Genomic DNA, 26,948 nt, shown 5'->3' on the forward strand with positions numbered 1-26,948 from the left:
GGCCTCTCCCTTTTTAGTTTACGGCTATATGAAGCAGCTGGGAGAGGGTGCCCTGCACTTTGGGACACGCTGTACATACGTCCCTGTACGCTCCGCGTCGGCTTCCTGCCTCCGAGGGTCCCAAAATGCAGGGCACCCTCTCTTGGCTGCTCCAACTATTAGAAACCACCATTTGTGGAATAACTGATGGAAAATCTTACTGCGCTCACCGAAGAGGCGCTCAAACTCGTACAAGACGCTGAAGACCTTCAGGCACTGGATCGGGTGCGGGTGGAATACCTAGGCAAGAAAGGCAGCATCAGCGCCCAAATGAAAAGCCTGGGTAAGCTCTCGCCTGAAGAGCGACCCGCCGCTGGTGCCAAAATCAATCACGCCAAAGACCAGGTTCAGGACGCTATCAGCGCCCGCAAAACAAGCCTGGAAAAAGCCGCCATCGACGCTCGTCTGGCGGAAGAAACCATCGATGTGACTCTGCCCGGCCGGGGCGAACGTCAAAGCGGCGGCCTGCACCCCGTTACCCGCACTTTGGAGCGCATAGAATCCATATTCGCGGCCGCAGGATACCGAGTGGAAGTGGGCCCGGAAGTGGAGGATGACTACCACAACTTTGAAGCGCTCAATATCCCGGCTCACCATCCCGCCCGAGCCATGCACGATACCTTTTACGTGAATGACAGCGCCTTTGCCAAGGGCGATCAAGCGTTCGTATTGCGTACCCACACGTCACCAGTGCAAGTGCGGGTGATGGAAAATACTCAACCACCCATTCGCATTATCTGTCCCGGGCGCGTGTACCGCTGTGATTCGGATTTGACCCACACACCCATGTTCCATCAGATCGAAGGGTTGGTGGTGGATAAAGGCATTAGCTTCGCCGATCTCAAAGGCACGGTGGATGAATTTCTGAAGTCGTTCTTTGAGGCGGACGTTCCCGTGCGCTTTCGGCCATCTTACTTCCCGTTTACCGAACCTTCGGCGGAAGTGGACATCGGCTGCACCCACTGCGGCGGCAAAGGTTGCCGAGTGTGCAAGCACACCGGTTGGCTGGAAATCATGGGCTGCGGCATGGTGCACCCCAATGTACTGGAAGCCAGCGGCGTAGACAGCGAGATCTACACCGGCTTTGCTTTTGGGTTGGGAGTAGAGCGCATGGCCATGCTGCGCTATGGCGTGAACGATCTGCGGTTGTTTTTTGAAAACGACTTGCGGTTCCTGCAGCAATTCTAAGTCTCTCCGGCGCTTGCGTTTTTGCACGGCGGCGGAGACCGGTATCGATAAGACAAATATTCTAGCGATTTCTAGAGACTGACTATGAAACTAAGTGAAGCCTGGTTGCGCGAATGGGTGAAGCCCAACCTAAGCACGGATGAACTGGTCGCCCAGATCACCATGGCCGGCCTGGAAGTGGATGCCGTCGAAGCGGTTGCGGGCAATTTTAACGGTGTGGTCGTGGGTGAAATTCTCTCCGTCGAGCCGCACCCAGATGCCGACAAGCTGCGCGTTTGCCAGGTAGCTGGTGATTCCGAAGGCGTGCGCCAGGTAGTTTGCGGTGCACCCAACGCACGTGCGGGTATCAAAATTCCGTTCGCCCTGGTGGGCGCACAGTTGCCGGGCGACTTCAAGATTAAAAAAGCCAAACTGCGCGGAGTGGAATCGCTCGGTATGCTGTGCGCTCAGACAGAGCTGCAGGCGGGAGACGATGACGACGGCCTTTGGGAGTTGCCCGCCGACGCGCCTGTGGGAACGGATTTGCGGGATTACCTGCAGCTGAATGATCAGATTATCGAAGTGGACTTGACGCCCAATCGCAGCGATTGCCTGAGCATCAAGGGGTTGGCCCGAGAAGTGGCAGTACTGAACCGCTGCGAAGTCACACCCCCGGCCATAGCGCCAGTGCCCGTAACGGCCGCGGAAAGTTTGCCGGTGGTGTTGAATGCTCCTGAAGCGTGCAGCCGCTATGTGGGCCGGGTCATTCGTAACATCGATATCAGCCGTCCAAGCCCGCTCTGGTTGCAGGAAAAACTGCGCCGCTCGGGTTTGCGGCCCATTGATGCCGTAGTGGATGTCACCAACTACGTACTCCTGGAGTTGGGCCAGCCCATGCATGCTTTCGACTTGGCAAAGCTGGAAGGCGGTATTGACGTTCGCATGGCGGAACAGGGTGAACAGGTGGTTCTGCTGGACGGTCAGGAGCTGACCCTCAACGCCGACACCCTGGTAATCGCCGATGCCAAACAGGCGCTGGCCGTGGCCGGTATCATGGGCGGCAAACACAGCGCCGTTACCGGTGCTACCCAAAACATTTTGCTGGAGAGTGCCTTCTTCCATCCGCTCGCCATTGCGGGGCGCGCACGGAGCTATGGGCTGCACACGGACTCCTCTCACCGGTTCGAGCGTGGTGTGGATTACCAACTGCAGCTGGATGCCATGGAGCGCGCCACGGTGCTGCTGCTGGAGATCGTCGGCGGCGAGGCCGGTCCCTTGGTAGAAGCCAAGAATGACGAGCACTTGCCGCAAGCACGGCAGGTGACACTGCGCCGGGGACGTATTAGCGCGGCGCTCGGCTTAGAGATCGCCGATGAAGACATAGAAGCCATGTTGCTGGGCTTGGGTCTTACGCTCGAAGAGCGCCGCCCGGACGCCTGGGTATTTGGTGTGCCCAGCTACCGCTTCGATCTCGCTTTGGAAGTGGATCTACTGGAAGAGCTGGCCCGCATTTACGGCTACAACCGCCTGCCCACGCGCAGCTTGGCCGCGCCGCTGCCGGTACCGGCTCACGCTGAACGTCAACTAGGTCTGCCCGCTCTGCGCCGCCAACTGGTCGCTCGGGGCTACCAGGAAGCGGTGACCTACAGCTTTATCGAGCCGGAACTCAATCGTCAGTTTGATCCCGATAACGACCCCGTAACCCTGAAGAACCCCATCAGCGCGGATATGGGGGCGATGCGTACCAGTTTGCTGCCGGGGCTGGTTAAGACGCTCCAGCACAACCTCAATCGCCAGCAGGAGCGGGTGCGGTTGTTTGAGTCTGGACTGCGCTTTATCTTGCGCGGAGACGAACTGGAGCAGGAGCCCATGCTGGCCGGTTTGATTTACGGCAACCGGCAACCCGAGGAGTGGGCCAACTCTCAAGATCCGGCGGATTTTTACGATATCAAAGGCGATTTGGAAGCCCTGCTGGCTATGACGGGGGCCGAGGGCGAGTTCCGTTTCCAAGCTGCAAGCCACCCGGCTCTGCATCCAGGCCAGTGCGCCGCGGTGTACCGGGGCGATCGTTTGGCCGGTTTTGTGGGTGCGGTGCATCCGCAGCTCCAGCAAGCGCTGGATATCCCCCGACCGGTGTACGTGTTCGAGGTGGCTCAGTGGGCGCTCCTGGAAGCGCGTTTGCCCGCGTTCAAGCCCCTGTCCCGATTCCCGGCCATCAGGCGGGATTTGGCACTCCTGTTGGCGCGGGAAACTGCTGCCGATCAGGTACTGAAATGCGTCGAAAAACACGCCGGTGAGCACCTTATAGACTTAAAGGTGTTTGACCTATACATGGGCAAAGGTATTGATCCACATAGAAAAAGTGTCGCGCTGGGCTTGACCTTTCAACATCCATCGCGCACTCTTACCGAGGATGAAATCAACGCTGCTGTGGACTTGGTGGTTCAACATCTACAGTCAGACTTTGATGCCACCCTCAGATAGGGAACGAATAATATGTCGGGCGGGGCACTTACAAAAGCGGATTTAGCCGAAAAGCTCTACGAAGAGCTTGGTTTGAATAAACGGGAAGCCAAGGAATTGGTCGAGCTGTTTTTTGAGGAAATTCGGCGCTCGCTGGAAAATAACGAACAGGTAAAGTTATCCGGTTTCGGCAACTTTGATCTGCGCGATAAAAGCCAGCGGCCGGGGCGTAACCCCAAAACCGGGGAGGAAATCCCCATCAGCGCACGCCGTGTGGTGACCTTCCGTCCAGGACAAAAACTAAAGGCCAAAGTAGAAGCCCATGCTGGAACCAAGCCATAACGACGAATTGCCGGTCATTCCCGGCAAGCGGTATTTCACCATAGGCGAAGTGAGTGAACTTTGCGCGGTGAAACCCCATGTGCTGCGCTACTGGGAGCAGGAGTTTCCCCAGTTGAAGCCGGTCAAAAGACGGGGCAACCGGCGCTACTATCAGCGTCAGGATGTACTGACCATCCGCCAGATTCGAGCCCTACTGTACGATCAGGGGTTTACTATCGGCGGCGCTCGCCAGCAGATGGAGGGCGAGGGCGCCCAGCAAGACGCCAGCCAATTTGGGCAATTGGTGAGTCAAATGATTGCCGAGTTGGAGCAGGTGCTTGAGGTCCTGAAAGTTCGCTAATGCGAGCCCCCGTGCGGCCCTTGCAATCCTGAAAATTTGAGGTATTATGCCCATCCCTGTGACCGGAGCCCTCCCCAAGGCCCCATGCGATAAGGCGAGTCACAGCATCAAAATCGGAGCGTAGCGCAGTTTGGTAGCGCACCACACTGGGGGTGTGGGGGTCACAGGTTCAAATCCTGTCGTTCCGACCATTTTCTCTTTTCCCTGCACGACACCACCCGTTTGAGGTGCCCATACAGTGGCGCCTTTGATCTTACCTGTATTTTTTCTTCATTTTGAAATAGGACATGTCTTTTAGGCAGGCTGGTTTACGCCTGTGTACTGGTGAAGGCCCTAAAGAAGATGCTAGTATCCGCACTTTGCTTAGCTCGGGGCCAGAGTCGCCCGCTAATAACAATGAGGTAAACTCGTGTCAAAACAACTTCTGATTTACAACGAAATTCTGCCGCTCTCCAGTGAGACACACCGCAACTGGAGTGTTGAAATCAAAGATCACAGTTTCGTGAGCGAAATCAATTCCGTGCCCCTGGTCTCCAGCGAGATCGTGCAAGTGGCTCGTGAACTCCCGGTGATTTTCGCTAAAACCGCACAAGATGGCGATTTCGTACCTCTGGCAGTGGTCGGGCTAAAAAGAGGCGAGAACCTGATGCTGGACGAGAACAAGCGTATGGCACTGAAATTTGTGCCGGGTTTCGTCCGTCGTTATCCCTTCGTATTCGCCAACGCCGGTCAAAACGAAAATCTGACTCTGTGCATTGACGACACCTATGAGGGTTGGAGTAAGGACGGCACTGAAGGTCGTCGTCTGTTTAACGATCAGGGCGAGCAGACCGAAGAGCTGAAGCAGACTATGGAATTCCTCAGGGATTACCAGCACCGCGCTGAGCTTACCAGCGTGTTCTGCAAGAAGCTGGCAGACCTCAACCTTCTCGATCCTATGGAAGCCAACATCAAGGCCAAAGAGGGCAGTGACGAGGAAGGTTTCAGCCTTACTGGCTTCTACGTGGTCAACCGCGAGCGCTTGAAAGCGTTGAAAGACGAAGATGTATTGGACTTGTTCAAGAAGGACGGTCTGGAGCTCATTTTTAGCCACCTCCAGTCCTTGCCGAATCTGAATATGCTGGTAGACAAGTACGCCAAAAAAGGTGCTTCTGCGAGTGCTTAATGGCTAGCGCGACGCCGGTGTAGAAGGAAGTTAAAAGTCAGTAACAAAAAGGCCCGAACGTTGATGCGTTCGGGCCTTTTTTGTGTCTGGGGCTTATCCTGAGATGCGAACCGTCAATACATCGCAGTTAGCGTGGTGGGCAATACTACTGGCGGTGGAGCCGAGCAGGCGCCGAATCCCTCGTTCACCGTGGCTGCCCGTCACAATAACGTCGGCCCCCAGCTTCTCCGCCAGCAAGTTGACCTCGTCGGCGGGATCGCCAAAAGCAATATGCAGTTGATCGGTGGTCAGATCTTCTCCCAGCGCTTTTAGACGCGGAAATATTTGCTGGCGCACTTGGAGTTCGCTAACCCGATGGTTCTTGCCGGTCATGTTGCCGTAACCGGTCACCGGATGTTCGGCCACGTGGACCAGGTGCAGCCCGCTGAAGTCCTCAGCGCAGAGCCTGCGTGCGTGACGCAATACGGTTTCTGATTCCTCCGTCAAATCCAGCGCGACCAAGACTGTGCCATAACCGGGCATAGGTACTCCTCATCTGTTTGTGGCATAGTAAGTGTAGCACTTCGGATTTGCTGGTTCCCTAGCAACGGAGTTAAATGGAGTCAACGTAAGGAGATTCTCATGGCTGGGCTCGTTAGCAATCCCCGCATACTGGTGACGGGTGCCACGGGTTTTATTGGTACGCCACTGTGTGCACGACTGCAGGAGCTGGGCCACCCACTCACCGCCTTGACACGCGATCCCTCCAAAGCCAGAAAACGCCTAGGCGAACAGGTTGAACTCGTGACCAAGCTCGATGACCTGGGGGACGCCACGTTTGGTGGCGTGATCAATTTAGCCGGAGAACCGCTGGCCGCCCGGCGCTGGAACGAGCGCCTCAAGGCGGAGATACGGCGCAGCCGAATTGGCACCACCGAGGCACTTTTTGAATACTTTCAGCGCGTGGGTGACTTCCCTGAAGTGCTGGTTAATGGCAGTGGCATCGGCGTGTATGGAAACCAGGGAGACAGGCCGATTACCGAAGGCAGCAATTTGAGTGACGATAGCTTTTCATCCCATCTGTGCCGCGACTGGGAGGCGGCCGCTGAGCGTTTTACCGATCGAGGTACCCGTGTGTGCCGGATCCGCACGGGTGTGGTGCTGGGGCCTGATGGCGGCGCACTCCAAGCCATGCTGCCGGCCTTCAAGTTTGGCGTGGGGGGGCGCTTGGGTGACGGTCGCCAGTGGATGTCATGGATTCATCGGCGCGATCTCATTGGAATCATCCTGTTGTGTTTATCCAACTCGTCCTTGGTAGGCCCCGTCAATGGCACCGCGCCCAATCCAGTGACCAATCGCGTTTTTACTCGAACCCTGGCCAAGACCCTTCATCGCCCGTCGCTTTTACCAGTACCAGGTTTTGGCTTGCGTCTGTTGATGGGCGAGCTGGCCGACGAGCTGTTGCTGGCCGGGCAAAGAGTGCTGCCGGAAGTGGCACCCGCTCACGGCTATGAATATGAATTCCCGGAGCTGGGGCCGGCCCTGGAGGACGTTCTGCACACGTCTCGGCGCACTTCCCGATAAATTTTTCTCGCTCACGCTTGAAATAGTTTTCCTCGCCCCTACTTAAGTGTTGTACCCGCTCTTTGGAGGGGTACGCGCCGCAGCGGGGTGGCGCCAATGCTTGGCACTTCCCCTGCGGTGAGAAACCACTAACGACCCGATCATTGTGATGGGTCACCAATATATTGCTCAAGCAAGAGGATATAGCGATGCGTAATTTTGACTTTTCTCCACTGTACCGTTCAGCCATTGGCTTTGACCGTATGGCGTCGATGCTCGACAGCCTGAGCCGCGCCGATCAGAATCAGCCCAGCTACCCGCCCTACAATATTGAATTAACCGGGGAAGATCAGTACCGGATTTCCATGGCCGTAGCGGGTTTCGATCGTTCAGAATTGAACATTGAGGTCAACCAAAACAATTTAACCGTGTCCGCCAACAAGCGAGCCGACGACGAGCGGCGCACCTACTTGCACCAAGGGATAGCTGCGCGCAACTTCGAGCGGCATTTCCAACTGGCGGACTATGTAAAAGTCCAGGGTGCCACCTTTGAAAATGGCCTTTTGCATGTGGACCTGGTGCGTGAAATTCCAGAGGCCATGAAGCCCCGGACTATTGAAATTCAAGATTCTCTGGAGCACGAAGGCTCCAAAAAATCAGCGGATATCAAACAAGTCCCGCGCGCTGATAAGGACACGGCAGCCGCGTAACAGACCTCTGGCGAGCCGCCCGCTCGGGTGGGCTCGCCCCTCCTATTTTTAGCGTTCTTTAGCGTTGGCTCCTAACCCCGGCCAGCGCATTTTTTTGTCCGCTTTGTTTATTCACTCTGCACTGAATAGTTTGGCTCGCACGGTGGCCCGGTACTCCGCCGGTGTGGTGGCCAATAGTTTTTTGAACAGGGCGTTAAAATACCCGGTGTCTTGATAGCCCACCTTATCCGCAATTTCGTTAATGGAAAGATTACTGGTTTTTAACAAACCGCGCGCGTTGGTAATGCGCGTTTCCTGCAAATACTGAATAGGGGTTTGGCCAGTCGCGGCTTTAAAACGTCGGTTCAGCGTGCGCACACTCAGGCCGAAGCGTTCCGCCACCTGGCTCAGGACAACGTCTCTCGGGTAGTTGTCCTGCAGCCATATTTGCACTTGAATAATGTCCTCATCCGGGTGCCGGCTGCGTGCCTGCTCGAAGTAACCGGTGCTTTCATAGGAGCGTCGTATTTCATGAGAGAAGTGTCGCTCCACATGGCTGGCGATGGTTTTGTCGTAAAGACGCTGGATAAAGTGCACCGTTAAATCCGCCAGGGAGTTAACGCTGGCGGCGCAGTAAAGATTGCCGGCTTGAGTAATAAAGTATTGGCGCTTTAGCTGTACCAGAGGGTAGTCCTTGTGGAACTGGTCAAAGTAGTGCCAATGGGTGGTGGCCGCCTTGCCGTCCAGAAGGCCAGCCTCGGCCAGGTAACATACGCCCGTGCCCACAGCACTGATCAGAGCACCATTCTCATGCTGCTTCCGTAACCAATGCAGCACCTCCGGGTGGCGCCGTACCACAGGCCTCGGATTGCGCCACAAGCCTGGGATATACACAATATCGCTGGATTCGGTTTCTTCCAGAGTCAGTTCCGGCGTCCAGGTCAATCCTGCACGGGTGTTGACCGGCGCCCCTTCAATGCCGGCGGTACGCAATTCAATACGGGTTTTATGCGCACTTTTTCGATTGACGATGCCTCCCGCACTCTCTGCGGTGAGCAACATTTCCATGGGCAAGGTGGCGCTCGTGGCGAGCATGTTGTCGCTCAACAAAAAAGTGATTCGAACCTTGGTGGGCAGGGCCTGGTTCACGATCTTTGTCTCCAATTCGTAAGGGGCGAAGCATGTGGCCAAAATACCATATTTTTTGGCCAAATTGTCCATGACAAGGTTCGGCCTTGGCCATAAACTCTACGACGTCCTATTCGGCGATTTTACATCTGGAGTTACCTATGTCCGCATTACCGGTGATCGTGGGCTTTGGCGGTTTCAACGCTGCTGGCCGTGCGTCTGGCCACCACGCTTACAGGCGCATGGTGCTGGAAAGCCTGCCCGACGCTGAGCGGCAGGAGACCCTGGCGGGCCTAGCGGTGATGATGGGCTTAGTGACCTATACCGAAGGCGCCTATCGGGACAGTGACGACCAAGCGTGTAGCCTCGTCGATATAGAAGCTCGTTTTGGTCAACAGGTGCTCGACGGGACTTTGATACGCCGCATTGAAGCCGGTTTTTTTGATGTGGATGCGGTGCCCTGGCAAAAGTCCGCCGTGCTGGCCGGAGATGCGGAGCCACTTCGATTTGAAATGGATGAGCGGGAAGTGCCCGAGCCGCTGCCCGCGGATTGGAAGGTAGTGGAACTGGATAATCGACGGGTGCAAGTAACCGTTGCCGGTCCATTGGCGGTAAAGCTGGATAGTTACCGCGATTTGGCGGTGAAATCCGCTGGTCAATTGCCCGCCGGTTTCGACCCCGGCGCTCTGTACAACTCTCGTTTTCATCCTCGCGCTCTGCAGTTGGCGGTTATCGGCGCGTCCGACGCCGTGCAATCTGTGGGTATTCCCTGGGCGGAGATTGCCAGTTCAATCCGCCCTGATCAGGTGAGCGTGTACGCCAGTAATGTCATGAGTCAAATGGACGAGGCGGGTTTTGGCGGTTTGCTGCAGTCGCGTCTAAAAGGCAGTAGGGTTTCCACCAAACAGTGTCCTCTGGGCTTGAACAGCATGCCGGCGGATTTTGTTAACGCCTATATCATTGGCAGCGTGGGTCATACCGGCGCTATTGCCGGTGCTTGCGCCTCTTTCCTCTATAACTTGAGTGCGGCCGTGGAGGACATAGTCAATGGCCGCTGTCGGGTGGCTATTGTGGGCAACGCGGAAGCGCCGATAACCTCCGAAATTATTGATGGCTACGCCACCATGGGTGCGCTGGCCCAGGAAGATAAGCTGAAGAAAATCGATGGTGGCGACACTACCGACCTGCGTCGCTCCAGCCGGCCTTTCGGGGAAAACTGTGGGTTTACCATCGCGGAAGCCAGCACCTATGTGGTGCTAATGGATGATGCTCTGGCCTTGGAACTGGGTGCGGATATTCACGGCGCAGTGAACGATGTTTTCATTAATGCTGATGGTTTCAAAAAATCCATCTCCGCACCGGGGCCGGGTAACTACATCACTATGGCCAAAGCGGTCGCCTCGGCTCGGGCCATTGTGGGCGATGAAGGCATACGTGAACGCTCCATGGTGCAGGCGCATGGCTCCAGTACGCCTCAGAACCGAGTCAGCGAATCGGAAATATTCGACCGGGTGGCGCGGGTGTTCGGCATTGAAAACTGGCCTGTTTCCGCCGTAAAAGCCTTTGTGGGGCACTCTCTGTCTCCAGCCAGTGGTGAACAACTGATCACCTCGCTCGGGGTATTCAAGCATGGTTGGATACCGGGTATTAAGACCATTGATCGGGTTGCGGATGATGTGTTGGGTGAGCGACTGCAAATTCCGCTCGCTGACCTGGATCGCCGAGACAATCCTCTGGATGTGGTTTTTCTCAATTCCAAGGGTTTTGGCGGCAATAACGCCACCGCCAGCGTGCTGGCGCCCAGAGTAGTGGATCGAATGATGCGCAAGCGTCACGGCGAGAGCGCCGTCAATTCGTATGTCGAGCGGCGGGAGTCGGTACGCGCGCGCGCGGCCGCTTACGACGCTGGCGCGCTCCAGGGTCGCTTTGACACCATTTATCAGTTTGGCGAAGGCTTGATTGACGAGGCGGACCTCACATTGAGCGACAAGTCGATCAATGTGCCCGGCTTTGAGCAGGAGATTAGCCTGGAACTGCCCAACCGCTTTGCGGATATGACCTAACGCGCCCTGGCTCAGAGTCAGGAAAGGCTATACAAAGCTCACTCTATCCCTTAAAATACTGCGCCTTTCGCGCCCTATGTGGGTGTGGATTTAAAATTTCATGGGTGCCGGCCAATTCCGTCGGTGCCAAACTGGGAAAATACAGGAAAGTCCTCAATGGTAACTATTCGTTTGGCTCGTGGCGGCTCCAAGAAGCGTCCGTTTTACCACCTGTCCGTCACCGACAGCCGCAGTGCTCGCAATGGTCGTTTTATCGAGCGCGTGGGCTTCTACAACCCCATCGCCCGTGGCCAGGAAGAGCGTCTGCGCTTGGATCTGGACCGCATTGACTACTGGGTTGGTCAAGGTGCGCAGCTGAGTGAGCGTGTTGCTGACCTGGTCAAAACTGGCCGCAAAGAGCAGTCACCGGAAGGCAAAGCAGCTTAAGGCCGCTTTTAACATGCCGGGCAGTGACTCCAAACTGATAGATGTTGGGCGTATTGCCGGCGTGTACGGGATAAAAGGCTGGCTCAAAGTCCAGTCTTTTACCCAACCCGCTGACAACCTGTTTGCCTATCACCCCTGGTGGCTAAAAACGCCCCACGGCGTAAAACAGGTAGAGATTGACGCCTCCCGCCCCCAGGGCAAGGGATACGTTATCCATCTGAAGGGCGTTGATGACCGAGATTTGGCCGCCCATTATACGGGCCAAGTCATTGCCGTAGAGCGGGCGCAATTGCCGGCTCTCGACGCCGGTGACTACTACTGGCATCAACTGCAAGGGCTGCGAGTCATCAGTCGATACCAGGGGCAGAGTCAGGACTTGGGGTGTGTTTCCAAGCTGATGGAAACCGGCGCCAACGACGTACTCGTAGTGGCGCCCGATGCGCAGAGTGTTGACGAGCGGGAACGGTTGATTCCCTACGTGCCGGAGCACTATGTGCTAAGGGTGGATCTGGCAGAGGGCATGATAGAGGTGGACTGGGATCCGGAGTTTTGATTTCGGCCCAGCGAATGAACAAGATTGGAAGGGGGCGGCGGCGTGGATCAGCCACAGGCAGCCGATAAGCAGCCGCTGAGATTGGCGGTGGTCAGCCTCTTTCCCGAGATGTTTCGTGCGGTAACTGATTATGGCGTTACCGGACGCGCGGTGAGTCAGGGCCTGGTTGCCCTGCAATGCTGGAATCCGCGCGATTTTACGCGCGATAAGCACCGCACCGTGGATGATCGGCCCTACGGTGGTGGGCCCGGCATGTTGATGAAGGTCGAGCCTTTGCGCGATGCCATTGCGGCGGCCAAGGCTTGGGCTGGCGAGGAAGCCACGGTGGTTTACCTGTCGCCGCAGGGGCGGCCCCTGACTCAGGAAGGGGTAAGCCAACTGAGTACCTACTCCAATATGGTGCTGGTGGCGGGGCGTTACGAAGGTATTGATGAACGGCTGCTGGAGACCGTGATCGACCAGGAATGGTCCATCGGAGATTACGTGCTCAGTGGTGGTGAACTACCCGCGATGGTAATGATCGACGCGGTAGTCCGGCAGATTCCTGGTGCACTGGGGCACGCTCAGTCAGCGGAGCAAGATTCTTTTGCCGAGGGCTTGCTGGATTGCCCGCACTATACCCGCCCCGAAGTATTCGAGGGCAGGCCGGTCCCGGACGTGCTGTTGTCTGGAGACCATGAACGAATTCGGCGCTGGCGCCTACAACAGGCGTTAGGGCGGACCTGGCTGAAACGGCCAGATTTACTGCAAGCAAAATCTTTAACCAAGGAGCAGCAGGTGCTGCTGACGGACTTTCGTCGGGACCTTGATCATGACCAGAAACCGTTAACTTCTTTCGAGGCGCGGATCGGTCCAACGACTAACTCTAGCTGTGAAGCTACAGACTCTCAGGAGAATGACCATGACCAATAAAATCATTCAGGAGCTGGAAAACGAGCAACTGAAACAAGACGTCCCCGACTTTGCCCCTGGCGACACCGTTGTCGTACAGGTAAAAGTAACCGAGGGCAATCGCGAGCGCCTGCAGGCCTATGAGGGTGTTGTTATCGCCCGCCGCAACCGCGGTTTGCACTCTGCCTTTACCGTGCGCAAGATCTCCCACGGTGTCGGCGTTGAGCGGACTTTCCAGACTCACAGTCGTCAAGTGGACAGCATCCAGATCAAGCGTCGCGGCGACGTGCGTCAGGCCAAGCTGTACTACTTGCGCGATCTGACTGGTCGAGCTGCTCGTATTAAAGAAAAATTGGGCTAAGCGTTACTGCAGATTGTTAGCTGCACTGAAGGAAAGGATGCCCTGCGCGCGGGGCATCCTTTCCAGACTAGCGTACAGTTCAGTAAAAAAGCCGGGGCGGGAAACTGCTCCGGCTTTTTTGTAGGTGGTGACCTGTGGCACTTCGTCCAACGCTGGAAGTCTATAAACTCGGTCTTTTAGAGCGCCATTCGCGCTATACTGAGCGCCATGACTGCCGCCACCTTGCCACCCGAAGAATCCCTTATCCTGGAGCGTTATCTGGACGCCGCCTGGATGGAGAAAGGCTTGAGCGAAAACACGCTCAGTTCATACCGGCGGGATCTGGAAGCCTATGCCAATTGGTTGGTGGGGCAGGGGAGCGGACTCATTCAAGTTTCCCATGGCCAGTTTCTGGGGTATCTGGCGCATCGCTATGAGAAGAATTTTTCGAGCCGATCCACGGCACGGTTTTTATCCTGTGCGCGAGGCTTCTATAGGTTCCAGCTGCGCGAAGGGGTGCTGACGGAAAATCCCATCGCTTCGGTGGATAACCCAAAGCTGCCTCGGGCACTGCCGAAATCGCTTACCGAAGCGGACGTCGAAAAATTGCTGGCAGCGCCTGAGTTGGATGACCCGCTGGGCCTTAGGGATAGAACCATGCTGGAAGTCCTTTATGCCTGCGGCTTACGAGTGTCAGAATTGGTGGGATTGACGCTTTCGCAACTCAACCTGCGACAGGGTGTCATTCGTGTGATGGGTAAGGGCAGCAAGGAGCGGTTGATCCCCTTGGGGCAGGAGGCCAGCGATTGGCTGGAGCGGTATTTACGTGAGGCCAGGCCGGTACTGCTGAACAATAGACCGGAAGAGGTTCTGTTCCCCAGCTTGCGTGCTCAGCCCATGACTCGGCAAACATTCTGGTATCGGATCAAACACTGGGCTCAGGTGGCGGGCATTGATAAACCACTGTCGCCGCACACGCTGCGTCACGCCTTCGCTACCCACCTGCTAAATCACGGGGCCGATTTACGTGTGGTACAGTTACTGCTTGGGCACAGCGACCTATCCACCACCCAGATTTACACCCACGTGGCGCGCGCTCGAATGAAAGAACAGCACGCTCAGCATCATCCGCGGGGCTAGCAAAATTGAAAGGCAGGAAAAGGATAGTTGGCGTTTCGCTGGGTATCCTTTCCCAGATCCGTAATCCGTTCTGAAACTAGTTGGTGAAATTGTATGTTGAATAAATCGATCATCGCGCTGCTGGGATTGCTGATGTTGAATGTGGCCTGTGCAGAGCAAAAATCCGAGGGGCAGCAAAACTCTGGTCAGGCGCCGGAAGTGATTCGCGAGCGCCTATTGGAGGCGCGGCCAGATTTGAACCTCGGCGAGGTCAGGCCTTCTCCCATTGAAGGGTTGTATCAAGTGCAGGTGGTCGGCGGCCCGATACTGTATGTCACTCCCAAAGGTGACATGATGATCGCGGGCGATCTGCTGGCCATTGGTCCCGGTGGCTTCAGCCGGGTCGAAGATCCCTATCTGGTAGAGAAGCGCCAAGAGGCACTGGCCGCGCTTGATCCTTCGGAATCCATTGACTTTAAACCAGAAGGTGAGACCAAAGCGGTGGTCTATGTATTCACCGACGTGGATTGTGGTTACTGCCGCCGGTTGCACCAACAAATTGAAGCCTACCGTGACGGAGGCCGGGAGCTACCCGGTTATCGGGACCTGGGCATCGAAATTCGTTACCTGGCTTACCCCCGTGCCGGGGTCAACAGCAGTTCTGGCGAAAAGCTGGTTACCGCCTGGTGTGCCGACGATCAGCAAGGCACCATGGATCGTTTAAAGCATATGCAGCCCGTTCCTGGGAAGTCCTGCGACGATCACCCGGTGGCCAAACACTTCCGGCTGGGAGCAGATCTTGGCGTTTCCGGTACTCCGGCGTTGTTGATGCCCGATGGTCGTCTAGTGGCGGGCTATCTGCCCCCCGCTGATTTAGCCCGCATGTTGGAATTGGACTGATTTTGGCGCTTATTGACACTCTCAGGTTGGCTCAGTAAGGTTGCCGTCTTTTGCGTCGCCGCACTCCCGCTTGGGTTGCGGCGACAGCATGACACACTCACATTGGAGATTGACGTTTGAAACCGGTAAAAATTGGTATATGCGGACTCGGCACCGTAGGTAGCGGCACCGTAAATGTGTTGACCCGCAACAGCCGCGTGATTAACGCCCGGGCCGGAAGCGAAATGGTTATCGCCCAGGTGGCCACACGGCGCAACGACGTCAATTGCAGTCTGGATGGTCTGAACGTCACCAACGACATTTTTGAGGTGGCGGACAACCCCGAAATCGATATTCTGGTGGAGCTGATCGGCGGTATTGATTCGGCCCGCGAGCTAATTCTCAGGGCCATCGCCAATGGCAAACACGTGGTCACTGCCAACAAGGCACTGATTGCTGAGCATGGCAATGAAATCTTTGCGGCCGCCAATGAAAAAGGTGTGACCGTAGCGTTTGAGGCGGCCGTGGCCGGCGGCATCCCCATTATTAAGGCAATCCGCGAAGGCTTATCCGCCAACAATATCGAATGGCTGGCCGGCATCATCAATGGCACCGGTAATTTCATTCTGACGGAAATGCGCGATAAGGGCCGTGGCTTCTCGGAAGTTTTGGAAGAAGCTCAGGAGCTGGGCTATGCCGAAGCGGATCCCACGTTTGACGTTGAAGGCATAGACGCGGCGCACAAACTGGTGATTCTCGCTTCTATCGCGTTCGGCATTCCGCTGCAATTCGACAAAGTCTTTACCGAAGGTATCAGCCGGATATCGCCTCAGGATGTGGTTTACGCTCAGGAGCTGGGCTACGGAATTAAACACCTGGGTATCGCCCGGCGTGGGCCCGAAGGTATTGAATTGCGCGTTCACCCGACGCTGATTCCCAAAAGCCGTCTGTTGGCGAACGTCGATGGCGTTATGAATGCCATCCTGGTGAAGGGCGACGCGGTTGGCCCCACGCTTTACTACGGCGCTGGCGCCGGTGCTGAGCCGACCGCTTCAGCGGTATTGGCGGACATCATTGATGTGGCTCGGACTTTGACTGCCAGTCCAGAACACCGGGTTCCCTATTTGGGTTTTCAGCAGGAAAACCTGCGCGACAAAGCGATCCTCGCTATTGAAGACGTGGAAACGGCTTACTACTTGCGCATGTCCGCTTTGGACAAACCAGGCGTTCTGTCTCAAGTTGCTCAGATTCTTAGCGACTCCGGCATCAGTATTGAAGCCTTGATTCAAAAAGAGGCCAAAGACGAGCAGGAGATTGTGCCACTGATTCTCTTGACCAATCGCGCCGTGGAAAAACAGTTGGTGGAAGCGATCATTAAGATTGAATCACTGAGTTCTATTACCGGTCCCATCACCCGTATTCGTGTGGAACCGCTCAAGTAAGTGTACCGATTAACCTTTACAAACAGGTAAGCGCGTGAAATACATCAGCACCCGTGGACAAGCGCCAGCACTGTCCTTTGAAGACGTGGTTCTTACTGGGCTGGCACCCGACGGCGGTCTTTATGTGCCGGAAACTCTGCCGCACTTCAGTCAGGAAGAAATCGCTTCCTGGAGTGCACTGTCCTATGAAGAACTGGCGTTTAAAATTATGGCGCCGTTCGTGGATGGGGCTGTGCCCGATGCAGAACTGAAAACGATTATCGCCGAGTCGTACAGCAAATTCCGCCATCAAGCCATTGCACCACTGGTGCAAACTGGGCACAACGAGTGGGTGTTGGAATTGTTTCAAGGGCCCACCCTGGCCTTTAAAGATTTCGCGCTACAGTTCCTGGGGCACTTGCTGGATCACCTGCTGGAAAAGCGCAATCAAAAAGTGGTGGTGATGGGCGCGACTTCTGGCGATACCGGCTCAGCCGCCATTGAAGGCTGCCGCAATTGCGACAACATAGACACGTTTATTTTGCACCCGCACAACCGAGTATCCGACGTGCAACGCCGGCAAATGACGACGGTGATCGCGGACAATGTGCACAATATTGCGCTGGAAGGTAATTTCGACGATTGCCAGAACATGGTTAAAGCCAGTTTTGGTGATCAATCCTTCCTGCCCGAAGGCCGTCAGTTGGTTGCGGTGAACTCCATCAACTGGGCCCGCATTATGGCTCAGATCGTTTACTACTTTTACGCCGGTTTGGCCCTGGGTTCGCCAGCGCGGCCGGTGTCGTTCTCTGTGCCTACGGGGAATTTTGGGGACATATTCGCCGGTTATCTGGCCAAGCGCATGGGTCTGCCCATCGATCAACTGGTGATTGGTACTAATAGCAACGATATTCTGCATCGCTGCCTAAGTGACAATGATCACAGCAAACATCAATTGGTGCATACCTTGTCGCCCAGTATGGACATCATGGTGTCCAGCAACTTTGAGCGTATGTTGTTTGATTTGTACGATCGCGATGGCGACGCCATTCGCAACTTGATGGAAGACTTCAAGTCGGGCTCTATGAATCTTGACGAGAGCGCCTTGAGTAAAGCGCGAGAATTGTTCAGCAGCTACAAGCTGGACGATGACGAAACCCTGGCTACCATCAATGAACTGTTCGAAACCTGCGAGTATCTGGTGGATCCTCACACGGCGATCGGAATTCGTGCTGCGCGTGCGACTCGCCGCCGGCAGGATATTCCTATGATTTGTCTGGCCACGGCACATCCGGCGAAATTCCCGGAAGCGGTACGCAAAGCCGGCCAGGAAACCGATCCGCAGTTGCCTCACCATATGAACGATTTGTTTGAGCGTGAGGAACGGTTTGAGGTGTTGCCTCAGGACCTGAGCGCGGTACAGTCCTTCATGCAGCAGCGTATTCGCTCTTAACTCAAGATAGGGCTTAAAAGCTCGTTGGGTGACACTAAGCTGGCCTGGCGAAGCCTGCTGCGGGACCGTCGGAGGCAGGATGCCGACGTCGAGCTTACAGGGATGTATTCACAGCGTGTCCCGCAGTAGGATTCGCCAGGCCAGCGTCCCGTTATCTGAAGCGATTAGAGTGGAAGGGCGCGGGAACTTGAATCCCGCGTTGTTTCAGGTGCTGAGAGTATCGTTCTAGCCTTTGGCGGCCAATGCTAATTGGTCTGCTTTCAATTGTTTTCTTGTGAAAGTTTCCCTGCCATGCAAAAAACTATTCGTCGCCGCGAATCTATCGCTTCTGAACCTCTGAGCGCTGATCTTCCCCCACTGCTGGAGCGTATTTACCGCTGTCGAGGTGTCGGGCGAGCGGAGGAGCTGGAGCACCGTCTGGCACACCTGCACAAACCCGAATTAAAGGGGCTCGCGGCGGCTGTGGAATTGTTGGCGGATGCGGTTGAGGCCGGTGCGAATATTTTGATTCTGGGCGACTTTGATGCCGACGGCGCGACCAGTTGCGCCTTGGCGGTTTCCGCTTTGCGGGCCATGGGACTGCAGTCGGTGGATTTTTTGGTGCCCAACCGTTTCGAATACGGTTATGGCCTCACACCGGAGATCGTGCAAGTGGCCTCCGCCATGGCGCCGGATGTGATTGTTACCGTCGATAATGGCATATCAAGTATTGAAGGCGTCAGGGCGGCGAAAGCGTTGGGCATAGCCGTGGTGGTGACCGATCACCACCTGCCTGCAGAGCAGTTGCCCGAAGCCGATGCCATTGTTAATCCCAATCAGCCCGGCTGTGAATTTCCCAGTAAAAATCTCGCGGGTGTGGGCGTCATTTTTTACGTGATGAACGCTCTGCGTGCGGAGCTGCGTGCGCGGGATTGGTTTGGGCCGCACTTGCCTGAACCAAAAATGGCCAACTTTCTGGATTTGGTTGCCTTGGGTACCGTCGCTGATGTGGTGCCTCTGGATTACAACAACCGAATACTCGTCGCTCAAGGATTAAAGCGCATCCGCGCAGGCATGGCCCGGCCGGGTATTCTGGCGATGCTGGAAATCGCCGGGCGAAAACCCTATCGCATCGTCGCTTCGGATCTGGGGTTTGCACTGGGACCACGGTTGAATGCCGCCGGTCGTCTGGATGATATGTCCCTGGGTATTCAATGCCTGCTCTGCGACAGCGAGTCACTGGCCAGAGAAATGGCTCTGGCGTTGGACGATCTGAATCAGGATCGAAAATCCATTGAGAGTGGCATGCAGCAGGAAGCTTTAACCATGCTGGAAAAACTCGACGTGGGGGAGGGCGACGAACTACCCTGGGGCCTTTGCCTTTACGATCCTGGATGGCATCAAGGTGTCATTGGCATACTCGCCTCTCGTATTAAAGACCGCCTGCATCGCCCGGTGATTGTGTTTGCCGATGCGGGCAATGGGCAAGTTAAAGGCTCCGCCCGTTCCATTGCTGGCTTACATATCCGTGATGCATTGGATGCAGTCGCGGCGCGTCATCCCGACTTGTTGCAAAAGTTTGGCGGTCACGCCATGGCTGCCGGCATGAGTCTGGACAGTCATCGCCTAGACGATTTCAAGCAAGCCTTTGATGCGGAAGTGCGCCGGCAACTCAAGATCGACGACCTAGAAGCTGTTTTGGTCACTGACGGTGGCCTTGCTCCCAATGAACTCTGCCTGCCCGTCGCAGAACAGTTGCGTGATGGGGGGCCCTGGGGTCAACACTTTCCAGAACCCATGTTCGATGGCGAGTTTTTCGTGCTACAGCAAAAGCTCGTGGGCGAAAAACATCTAAAAATGACCCTGTCCCAAGATCCCAAAGGCCAGCAAGTGGTGGACGCCATCGCCTTCAACGTCGATCTCACCCAATGGCCTAATCCCCAAGCACAAAGGGTTCGACTGGCTTACCGTCTCGACGTGAACGAATTTCGTGGCCGGGCCAGTGTGCAGTTGATCGTGGAATATTTGGAATGTTTCTCCCCCAACGCTGCATAGTTGTAACCCTCCACGCTTGATCACTTCAAAAATTACAGCCAATAGTTGCGCCATGATAGCGCGATCACTGTCTTAATATCCGTTCGAATTCTTAAATGTTTTAATCAATTCTGGTAGTCAATTTTATTTTGTAAGTGGGGAAAACCTCTGTCGCCCAAACAAATAACAACCATGGTAGCGCGAACATTTTGTTAGTTTAATTTGGTGAAAATGGGCCTTTGGAATCTTGGTCCCGGTGGTCCTGTTTGCACTGACTTTGAGTTGCTCCAGATTGAGTACTTCGTGCTAACTCTTCCGAGGCAAGGGGGAGGTACGTTGAAAATTTTGTATGTGAACTGGTTCACATTTTTGGAATGGCGCTAATTTCGCTCTGTACAAAACTTTACAATTGGTTTTTAATTGCCGCCGCTGGCACCTGGTTCGACGGTACTTGTGCTTGCTGCGGATACCCAATCCGCGTTCCACATAAAAATAACGACAACCGTTACAACAGCGAACACATGGATTAGTAAAACTATGGATACGATTTTCCCTTCTTCCTGCACCTATTTAAATGTCTGGTTGGATCGCCCTCCGCCTTTCTAATATTTTTCTTGGTTTACTCGATTTCCATTCTTAGCTCCTATTGAACATGTTAAGTGGAGTTAACCAGAATCCTGTATTCCAAATCCGATAATGTTGCTCATATAACTCAAGAATTTTGATAAAAATTCTGATGGGTTTTCTGTGCCTTTTTTTTAGAAAAAAAATAAATTTTGTTTTTATCTTGCTAATAAAATGGCAAAAAATTTTACCTTGTCGTTTGTATTTGCCGTTGCTAATATCGCCGCCGGACCGCTATCCCGCCTAGCTGTTTCATTCGTAAAACGGGTTGTATAGATGGGGAAGACGGACAATTCTGAAAAGAAAAATGGAGAACTTGCTATGCGCTTATCCAGTCTTGCTAGTGTGCGCGGATTTCGCCGCTCACTGTTGAGCACGTCAATAATCGCCGTTACATTTGGTCTTAGTGGTTGTTTGGTGGAAGGGGATGAATCAACGTCAACCTCTACATCAAACTCCAATGCCCAGACAGTAACCAATCCCGTTCACGAAGTGGAATCCGAGCGCCAGATTACCGGTGTAATTCAGGGTGTTTTGCGTGACCGCGTTACCGGAAATCCCATTGAAGGTGCTGTGATCAGCATCGGTTTGCGTTCAACAGAAACCAACGAGCACGGTCAGTACGTTATTGAAGACGTTCCTGTAACCACGCCTACGTCTGATGGTGGTGGCAACGAGGTTTACCAGGTAAGTATTGACCTCCGTGAGGCCAGTTCCGGTTCCGACTACCCTTATCCAGATTTTTACTACGATACCGCTGAAGTTACTTTCGGCCGTTTCACGCCCATTGAAGCTCAGGAAATGGCGGGCGAGAATTTCCAGCAGGGTACCTTTCATCAGGTGATTTCCGGCTTGGTATCCGCGCACGATATGCAGGTGGGTAAACTGTCCACTCGTGTTTCGGGTCGCGTGGTTGGTGCCTTGAATCAACTCAATCTTGAGCCTCACGCCCCCGTTGCCGGCGTTACGGTGTATCTTGAGCAAACTGCCAGCACCGCGCGCAGTAACCGCGTCGTGGCCGAAACACAAACCGACGAAAACGGTAACTTCTCCTTTGCAAACATTGAAGCTGGGGTGGGTCTCACTTTGCGGGCGTTCTATGAGGACGACTACGGCGATGAGTACTACAGCTCAAGCAGTTTTAGCGCTCCGCAGAGAGATGGCCAGGAGCTTCGCTTCACTTTGCTGGATGGGCATTCAGCAGGCGGTCTTCGTTCGAACGCACTGCAGTTAGAGTTGCTGGAGAACCAAGGTCCGATTCTCCGCAGTGTGACGCCGGAAAACTACAGTGACCTGTCTCTGTCTGACGGCACCGTAGAGGTTCGCTACACATTCAATCGCCCAGTTCGTGCCAACAACTACGCCACTGCACTTGATCCTTCCAGCTCCGCTATTCAAGGGCTGTACGCGGATGTTGAAGTGACTTACGACGGCACCAAACTTGATCACGGCGCTCTGCGTCCAAGTGATGATGAGCCCGGCCCCAACTACACGCTGCACTGGGAAAGTGACTACACCGTTCTGGTTGTGAGCTTGAGAAACTTGGCTGACGCCGCACGCTACACGGTAGATATCAGCGGCGCCGAGGGCGCAAACAAGCTGGTTGACAGTGCCAATCGTCAGGCTCGGCTAAACAACTGGGGTAGTAACAATACCATCGCCAACCCGCGCGTTGAGTTCACCACACGTGGTGATGGAAGCCCTGAAGTTCCTGAGCCCGCTTTGGTGTATTCGGCGGTGGACAGTGTGGACGAAATCGTTCTTCAATGGGCGCCGGTAGACCATGCTCGAGCCTATCGCGTGTACACCCAGCGCGTAGAATTGAATCCGGACGTGACCAGTTATCTGCCCGGCTACTGGGAAGAGGATGAGATCACCACGGCGCGCTACAGCACCGCGGCGGAGCTGAACTCCAGCAACGGTAACCCCATGGCCGTTTACTTCAAGGTAACTGCTGTTAATGCTGACGGCATTGAAAGTGATTACAGCGAAGTGGTAGGTCCTGTTACCGACACTGTCAGCCCGCGTTTTATTGTTTCCTCAAACGATGACCAAGTGGATGTGTCCGGTACAGAGTTTGTGCTGGATGTGAGCGAACAGATTCGTGAGTTGGCCGACGAAAGTGGCGCAAGTATTTCAGTATTGTTGCCCAATGGAGACGACGAAGCGATTGACGTCGTGGAAGTAGTAGCTGCCGCTGGCGATACGTTCATTGAAGTTGAGCTGAGCAGCGCCATTGCCATTCCCTCATTTGATGATCTTGCCAATGAAACCCTGGGCAGAATTCGCACGGGTTGGAATGGCATTACTATTGACGGAATCGATCAAGCGCTGGATGACGCTGACTACGTAGAATACGAGCAGGTGAATATTCTGCCGCCTTTGAGTACCGGCCTGTGTATGACTGTGGCCAACGACGCGGGCAATCTTTTCAGCCTGAACTCTGATCATTACGAGGACGGTATTCCCTTGGCTCTGAGCGTCAACACTATTGACTTGGGTGATGACGAAGTGGTGTTTGATGATGACACCGACACGCACTACGTCTTTACCGGCCCAAGCGGTGTTTGTCACAGCATCACAGCTTTGCTGAACTTTTATCACGACGAAGGCAATAACAGTAGTGCCAGCAACGCACCGTGGATTGATGCCGCCGATGCTGATGGTGTTAACGTGGATGACCACGCTTATGGAGCTGCAGCGCAGTGGGCATTGAGTGGAGTGAGTCCGGCACTGTTGGGCAGCGTCACACTCAATGTGGATCATCGTCATTTCAGAATTTCACACCGAGTGGAGTCTTTGACGCAGTTGGCCATTAATGGTGTGGATGAGTTCTGGACTGAACCAACCGATCTGTCCGCTTCTACTCTGAGTCAGCTGACCCAAAACGACGACCGATCTCGTCCGGGTTCGGCCAGAGTTCTGCCCGCTTACTCTCACTACTTGTTGCCAGGAGATGCACCGAATGACCCGCGTCCTGTCGTTCTTTACACTGGCGAGGATCTGGAGCAAGCGCATTTTGCATGGCGTGGTACGCCCGTAGGGCCCAGAACCACCACGGTAGTGTATGAGTTCCGCGAAGGTGCAGGCACCGACTTCGACGAACTGCAGAGTTCGTTGGAATCCGAAGGTATGCGCGTACTGCCCTACAGCCTGGACGAGTACGAGCGTTCCGTGGAAATTCTGCGTGTTGCACCTGGCGCGGTTCATGACATCGCCGGTAATGCGAACAGCGGCTACACTCTGGTGCGTACCTACGTTCGTAGTGACGATCTGTCCGAGACTGAGGTTACTGATCACTATCGGCAGGACTAAACCGCCTAGGGGTTCGCGCAATGCAAACCCCGAACGGTTAAAAAAAGCGGCACTTCGGTGCCGCTTTTTTTATGTCTGGCGTTTGTGGGTGGGCACGGTTTGGATCCCAAACGCGTCAATTGAGTCGGGCGGGGAGATCCAGCCTGCCGAGCGCTGTCCAAGTGCACGGGCATCCGAGTGCACGCCAAGTCGCGAGCGCTGTGCGATGAATGTACTTGTTCCACAGGTGTCGAAAGGGAGGTGATCATGCAACTTCACGAGTTTCTCAATCAGGTTCAGCACAGTGGTAATTTATCGTCTCAGGATGCCGTCCTTAATGCGACAAGGGCGACCCTGGTGACGCTGGCGGAGCGTTTGAGAGGCAATGAGCCGAACCACTTGGCAGCCCAGTTGCCGCAGGGATTGGAAGAGTTTTTACAAGGTGAAAGTGCGGGCAAGGGAGAGCGCTTTGGCTTCGATGAATTTATGCGCCGCGTCTGTGATCGAGAAGGTGTGGACTTGGATACAGCGACCGTCCACGCGCGCGCGGTATTGGGTACCATAGCAGAAGCGATTGACTCTGGTGAGTTGGAAGATGCCAGGCAACAGTTGCCAAAGGACATTAAACAGCTTCTGAATGAAGCGGCGGGCCAGCAATAAGTAAACTAGAAGCCGTGGCAATGTGACTTTGGGTGCCGGCCAATCACCCTGTGTAAACCCTGGCGTCTCGGGTAGGTGTGCATGGCAGAGTAGGGTACACTGCTCGAAATGACTATTTTTCAGCAGCGATAGGGACTTATGAGCAGGATTTTACCAAAACTGTGCCTGTTGGCCGGGTTTATCGCAACCTCCGCCATGGGGCAGACGCTCAGTACTACATCGATTTCCCTGGGGCATCCGGCTAACGGAGATGTCGAACGGGTAGGGGAGTATCTTGCAGTTTCTGGCCACTCGGCTGAAAACCGCTGGTTATCGTTAATTGGTTTGGATGACTTTTCGCATTTGTCCGTTGAGATCCCTTCGGATGCGCAGTTTTTCGGTCGGATGAAACTCGCGGACGAAGCAAACGAGCAACTGGTCTTTCTCACTCAGGAGGGGCTTCGAGCCTTTTCGCCGCAACACGAACAACATCGCGCACTGGTCGAATTCAGTTCCATATACCCGTTAGCTGACCGGCAACGCTTGCGGTTTAAAGACTTTGCACGGGATGTTACCGGCTCCGGACTAAGTGATCTTCTTATTCCTGACTTTAAGTTCTATCACCTCATTATTCAACAGGCAAACGGAGAGTTTGAATCTTTTCGTCTGAATGTTGATGCCCAGGTCAGAACTACGGATACCAATGCACAGTTTACACCGCGACGACCCTATCTGGTGGATATGAGTTTGAATGGTAAAACAGATGTGGTCTTTGTGCGGGACGGAAAGCTGTTGGCGTTTTTTCAGCGAGAGGACGGCACCTTCTCTGAGGATCCAATGGTCATTGACCCGGGGGTTGGCATCTCGCCAGATCACGAGGCTAATATCCGCGCGGGAGACGGCCGCGATTTCGCAGGCCTACGAATCTACCGCATGCACGAGTTTCAGGATCTGGATGGCGACGGTTTGGCCGATCTGGTGGTTCGGGAAGAATCCTTTGCGTCGGCCGTTGAGCAGGATTATACCTATCGTATTCATTACGGGAGGGAAGGAGAGGCTGGGCTTGAATTTGCCGCTGAGCCGGATACACGAATTGCGACATCAGGCATTCAATTCGAGCCGGTGTTCGAAGACATTAACGGCAATGGCCGCAAAGATTTCTATACGCCCAGCGCTCAGTTTGGTGTGGGTACTATTATTCGCGCGTTGTTACGCGGCAGTGCTCGTCTCGACATTGAATTTTATATGATGGATGAGTCGCGAAATTTCCCTAGAGAGCCGACTTACCGACATCGGGCCAGTGCGGACGTTAGTATTGGTTCAGGACGAGTCGATTTGCCATTGGTAAAAGTGGCGCGCTTCGACAATAGCGGCCGAAAAAGTCTATTGGTTGGTGAGGGGCGCAGTGAGCTCGCTGTTTATGCTCCTGTTCAGGATGGGCTCTTCGAACGCAGGCCCACGACGTTCTCAATGTCATTACCGCGGGATGGCGCGCGCGCTAGAGTAATGGATCTTGACCACGCTGGCATCGAAGAGTTGGTATTGCCGTTCGATGCGCAGGACGAAGAAGGGCGCCGCAATCGGGTTGTTTTTCTTATGGTTGTGGACGAAGATTAACGACGCTGCCTAATTGCGCGGTTTCCTGCAGCAGGGGCAGCAAATCTGGCCAGACGTTTTCCAAAATTCGCGGTTGAGCCTCGGCTTTTGGGTGAATGCCGTCGCGCTGCATCAGGTTTAGATCTGTGGCTACGCCTTCAAGTAGAAACCCTACCAACGGAATTTCGTGTTGCTCAGCCAGGGCGGGATAGACTTCAGCGAACTGGTCCGCGTAGCGGCGGCCGTAACTGGGCGGAATTTGCATGCCCACCAAAAGAACTTGGGCACCCGCATCCTGACTTAATTTAATCATTTCGTTGAGGTTGTTGCGCAATGCACTGATAGGGTGGCCGCGCAAGCCATCGTTGCCGCCCAACTCCAAAATAACCAAGCTGGGTTGGTGTCGCTCCAGCAAGGTTGGCAGCCGTGCCAAACCGCCCGTAGTGGTTTCACCACTGACGCTGGCATTGACAACTCTATGCCGGTAATTGTGGTCATCGAGCCTGGCTTGTAACAGGCTGACCCAGCCCTCATCCAAGTCTATCCCGTAGCCGGCGCTCAAGCTGTCCCCCATCACGAGGATGACTGGCCGATCATTCTCCGAAGCCCACGTATTGAATGCCAGTACTAATGAAAAACACAGGAACAGACAACGTTTCAGGGGTTCCACAGCAGCGTCTCCATTAACGAGAGGGCGAAAGGCTTCAGCGCCAGAGGAAAAGTTTAGCATAGTGAGCCCCATCACCGGCAGGTTAGGGCGGT

Annotated in this window: 23 protein-coding genes and 1 tRNA gene; 21 read left to right on the forward strand and 3 right to left on the reverse strand. The window is 54.8% G+C overall.

Translation table 11 applies throughout. The features are described from left to right. The first annotated feature begins 186 nt into the window (after nt 1-186). The 6 genes from pheS to RBH33_RS11310 all read left to right on the forward strand — a co-directional run bounded on the left by pheS (nt 187) and on the right by RBH33_RS11310 (nt 5,516). Nucleotides 187-1,227, forward strand: a complete 1,041-nt coding sequence (gene pheS, locus RBH33_RS11285; RefSeq protein ID WP_306732294.1) for a phenylalanine--tRNA ligase subunit alpha — start codon at nt 187-189, stop codon at nt 1,225-1,227. A gap of 84 nt (nt 1,228-1,311) precedes the next feature. Next, nucleotides 1,312-3,690: a phenylalanine--tRNA ligase subunit beta gene (gene pheT / locus RBH33_RS11290; RefSeq protein WP_306732295.1), complete on the forward strand. Its 2,379-nt coding sequence runs from the start codon at nt 1,312-1,314 to the stop codon at nt 3,688-3,690. Between the two features lie 12 nt (nt 3,691-3,702). Further along, entirely contained in the window at nt 3,703-4,011 is a 309-nt protein-coding gene (ihfA, locus tag RBH33_RS11295; protein ID WP_306732296.1) for an integration host factor subunit alpha, read from the forward strand. Further along, a complete protein-coding gene (locus RBH33_RS11300; protein ID WP_306732297.1) occupies nt 3,992-4,351 on the forward strand; it encodes a MerR family transcriptional regulator in 360 nt (119 codons plus the stop codon). The genes ihfA and RBH33_RS11300 overlap by 20 nt, the downstream gene beginning before the upstream one ends. A gap of 114 nt (nt 4,352-4,465) precedes the next feature. Further along, a tRNA-Pro gene (locus RBH33_RS11305) sits at nt 4,466-4,542 on the forward strand. A 218-nt stretch (nt 4,543-4,760) separates the two neighbouring features. Then, nucleotides 4,761-5,516, forward strand: coding sequence for a SapC family protein (locus tag RBH33_RS11310; RefSeq protein WP_306732298.1), 756 nt, complete (start codon nt 4,761-4,763; stop codon nt 5,514-5,516). Between the two features lie 93 nt (nt 5,517-5,609). On the opposite strand, the gene RBH33_RS11315 is transcribed toward RBH33_RS11310, so the two are convergent. Next, nucleotides 5,610-6,038, reverse strand: a complete 429-nt coding sequence (locus RBH33_RS11315; protein ID WP_306732299.1) for a universal stress protein — start codon at nt 6,036-6,038, stop codon at nt 5,610-5,612. 99 nt (nt 6,039-6,137) lie between these two features. Between RBH33_RS11315 and RBH33_RS11320 the strand changes: the two genes are divergently transcribed. Then, entirely contained in the window at nt 6,138-7,079 is a 942-nt protein-coding gene (locus tag RBH33_RS11320) for a TIGR01777 family oxidoreductase (protein WP_306732300.1), read from the forward strand. Between the two features lie 188 nt (nt 7,080-7,267). Continuing rightward, nucleotides 7,268-7,768, forward strand: coding sequence for an Hsp20 family protein (locus RBH33_RS11325; protein WP_306732301.1), 501 nt, complete (start codon nt 7,268-7,270; stop codon nt 7,766-7,768). Nucleotides 7,769-7,879: 111 nt separating this feature from the next. Here RBH33_RS11325 and RBH33_RS11330 read toward each other — a convergent pair whose 3' ends face one another. Beyond that, nucleotides 7,880-8,842 (reverse strand): GlxA family transcriptional regulator, encoded by a 963-nt coding sequence (locus RBH33_RS11330; RefSeq protein ID WP_373568261.1) that lies wholly within the window; start codon nt 8,840-8,842, stop codon nt 7,880-7,882. Between the two features lie 194 nt (nt 8,843-9,036). On the opposite strand from RBH33_RS11330, the gene RBH33_RS11335 reads away from it, so the two are divergent. From RBH33_RS11335 to RBH33_RS11395, 13 genes are all read left to right on the forward strand, one after another. Then, entirely contained in the window at nt 9,037-10,938 is a 1,902-nt protein-coding gene (locus RBH33_RS11335; RefSeq protein WP_306732303.1) for a beta-ketoacyl synthase, read from the forward strand. Nucleotides 10,939-11,094: 156 nt separating this feature from the next. Then, complete coding sequence (rpsP, locus tag RBH33_RS11340) at nt 11,095-11,364, forward strand: 30S ribosomal protein S16 (RefSeq protein WP_306732304.1); 270 nt, start codon at nt 11,095-11,097, stop codon at nt 11,362-11,364. Between the two features lie 13 nt (nt 11,365-11,377). Continuing rightward, complete coding sequence (rimM, locus tag RBH33_RS11345) at nt 11,378-11,917, forward strand: ribosome maturation factor RimM (protein ID WP_306732305.1); 540 nt, start codon at nt 11,378-11,380, stop codon at nt 11,915-11,917. A gap of 75 nt (nt 11,918-11,992) precedes the next feature. Then, complete coding sequence (trmD, locus tag RBH33_RS11350) at nt 11,993-12,829, forward strand: tRNA (guanosine(37)-N1)-methyltransferase TrmD (RefSeq protein WP_306732354.1); 837 nt, start codon at nt 11,993-11,995, stop codon at nt 12,827-12,829. Further along, nucleotides 12,813-13,169, forward strand: a complete 357-nt coding sequence (rplS, locus tag RBH33_RS11355) for a 50S ribosomal protein L19 (protein ID WP_473752979.1) — start codon at nt 12,813-12,815, stop codon at nt 13,167-13,169. The genes trmD and rplS overlap by 17 nt, the downstream gene beginning before the upstream one ends. A 207-nt stretch (nt 13,170-13,376) precedes the next feature. Further along, the gene (gene xerD / locus RBH33_RS11360) at nt 13,377-14,288 is read left to right on the forward strand and encodes a site-specific tyrosine recombinase XerD (RefSeq protein ID WP_306732307.1); all 912 of its coding nucleotides are present in this window, start codon (nt 13,377-13,379) and stop codon (nt 14,286-14,288) included. Between the two features lie 93 nt (nt 14,289-14,381). Continuing rightward, entirely contained in the window at nt 14,382-15,167 is a 786-nt protein-coding gene (locus RBH33_RS11365) for a DsbC family protein (RefSeq protein ID WP_306732308.1), read from the forward strand. Between the two features lie 116 nt (nt 15,168-15,283). After that, nucleotides 15,284-16,588, forward strand: a complete 1,305-nt coding sequence (locus RBH33_RS11370) for a homoserine dehydrogenase (protein WP_306732309.1) — start codon at nt 15,284-15,286, stop codon at nt 16,586-16,588. A gap of 34 nt (nt 16,589-16,622) precedes the next feature. Continuing rightward, nucleotides 16,623-18,020, forward strand: a complete 1,398-nt coding sequence (gene thrC, locus RBH33_RS11375; RefSeq protein ID WP_306732310.1) for a threonine synthase — start codon at nt 16,623-16,625, stop codon at nt 18,018-18,020. A 291-nt stretch (nt 18,021-18,311) separates the two neighbouring features. Beyond that, nucleotides 18,312-20,054, forward strand: a complete 1,743-nt coding sequence (gene recJ / locus RBH33_RS11380; RefSeq protein WP_306732311.1) for a single-stranded-DNA-specific exonuclease RecJ — start codon at nt 18,312-18,314, stop codon at nt 20,052-20,054. Nucleotides 20,055-20,978: 924 nt separating this feature from the next. Further along, the gene (locus RBH33_RS11385) at nt 20,979-23,972 is read left to right on the forward strand and encodes a fibronectin type III domain-containing protein (protein WP_306732312.1); all 2,994 of its coding nucleotides are present in this window, start codon (nt 20,979-20,981) and stop codon (nt 23,970-23,972) included. Nucleotides 23,973-24,218: 246 nt separating this feature from the next. Further along, a complete protein-coding gene (locus RBH33_RS11390; RefSeq protein ID WP_306732313.1) occupies nt 24,219-24,611 on the forward strand; it encodes a DUF2267 domain-containing protein in 393 nt (130 codons plus the stop codon). Between the two features lie 138 nt (nt 24,612-24,749). Continuing rightward, the gene (locus RBH33_RS11395; RefSeq protein WP_306732314.1) at nt 24,750-26,207 is read left to right on the forward strand and encodes an FG-GAP repeat domain-containing protein; all 1,458 of its coding nucleotides are present in this window, start codon (nt 24,750-24,752) and stop codon (nt 26,205-26,207) included. Here RBH33_RS11395 and RBH33_RS11400 read toward each other — a convergent pair. Further along, the gene (locus tag RBH33_RS11400) at nt 26,185-26,916 is read right to left on the reverse strand and encodes an arylesterase (RefSeq protein WP_306732315.1); all 732 of its coding nucleotides are present in this window, start codon (nt 26,914-26,916) and stop codon (nt 26,185-26,187) included. The two genes, RBH33_RS11395 and RBH33_RS11400, sit on opposite strands and share 23 nt — an antisense overlap. Nucleotides 26,917-26,948 lie beyond the last annotated feature (32 nt).

The sequence above is a fragment of the Marinimicrobium hydrolyticum genome, from assembly GCF_030848505.1.
Classification (GTDB): Bacteria; Pseudomonadota; Gammaproteobacteria; order Pseudomonadales; family Cellvibrionaceae; genus JAVDDU01.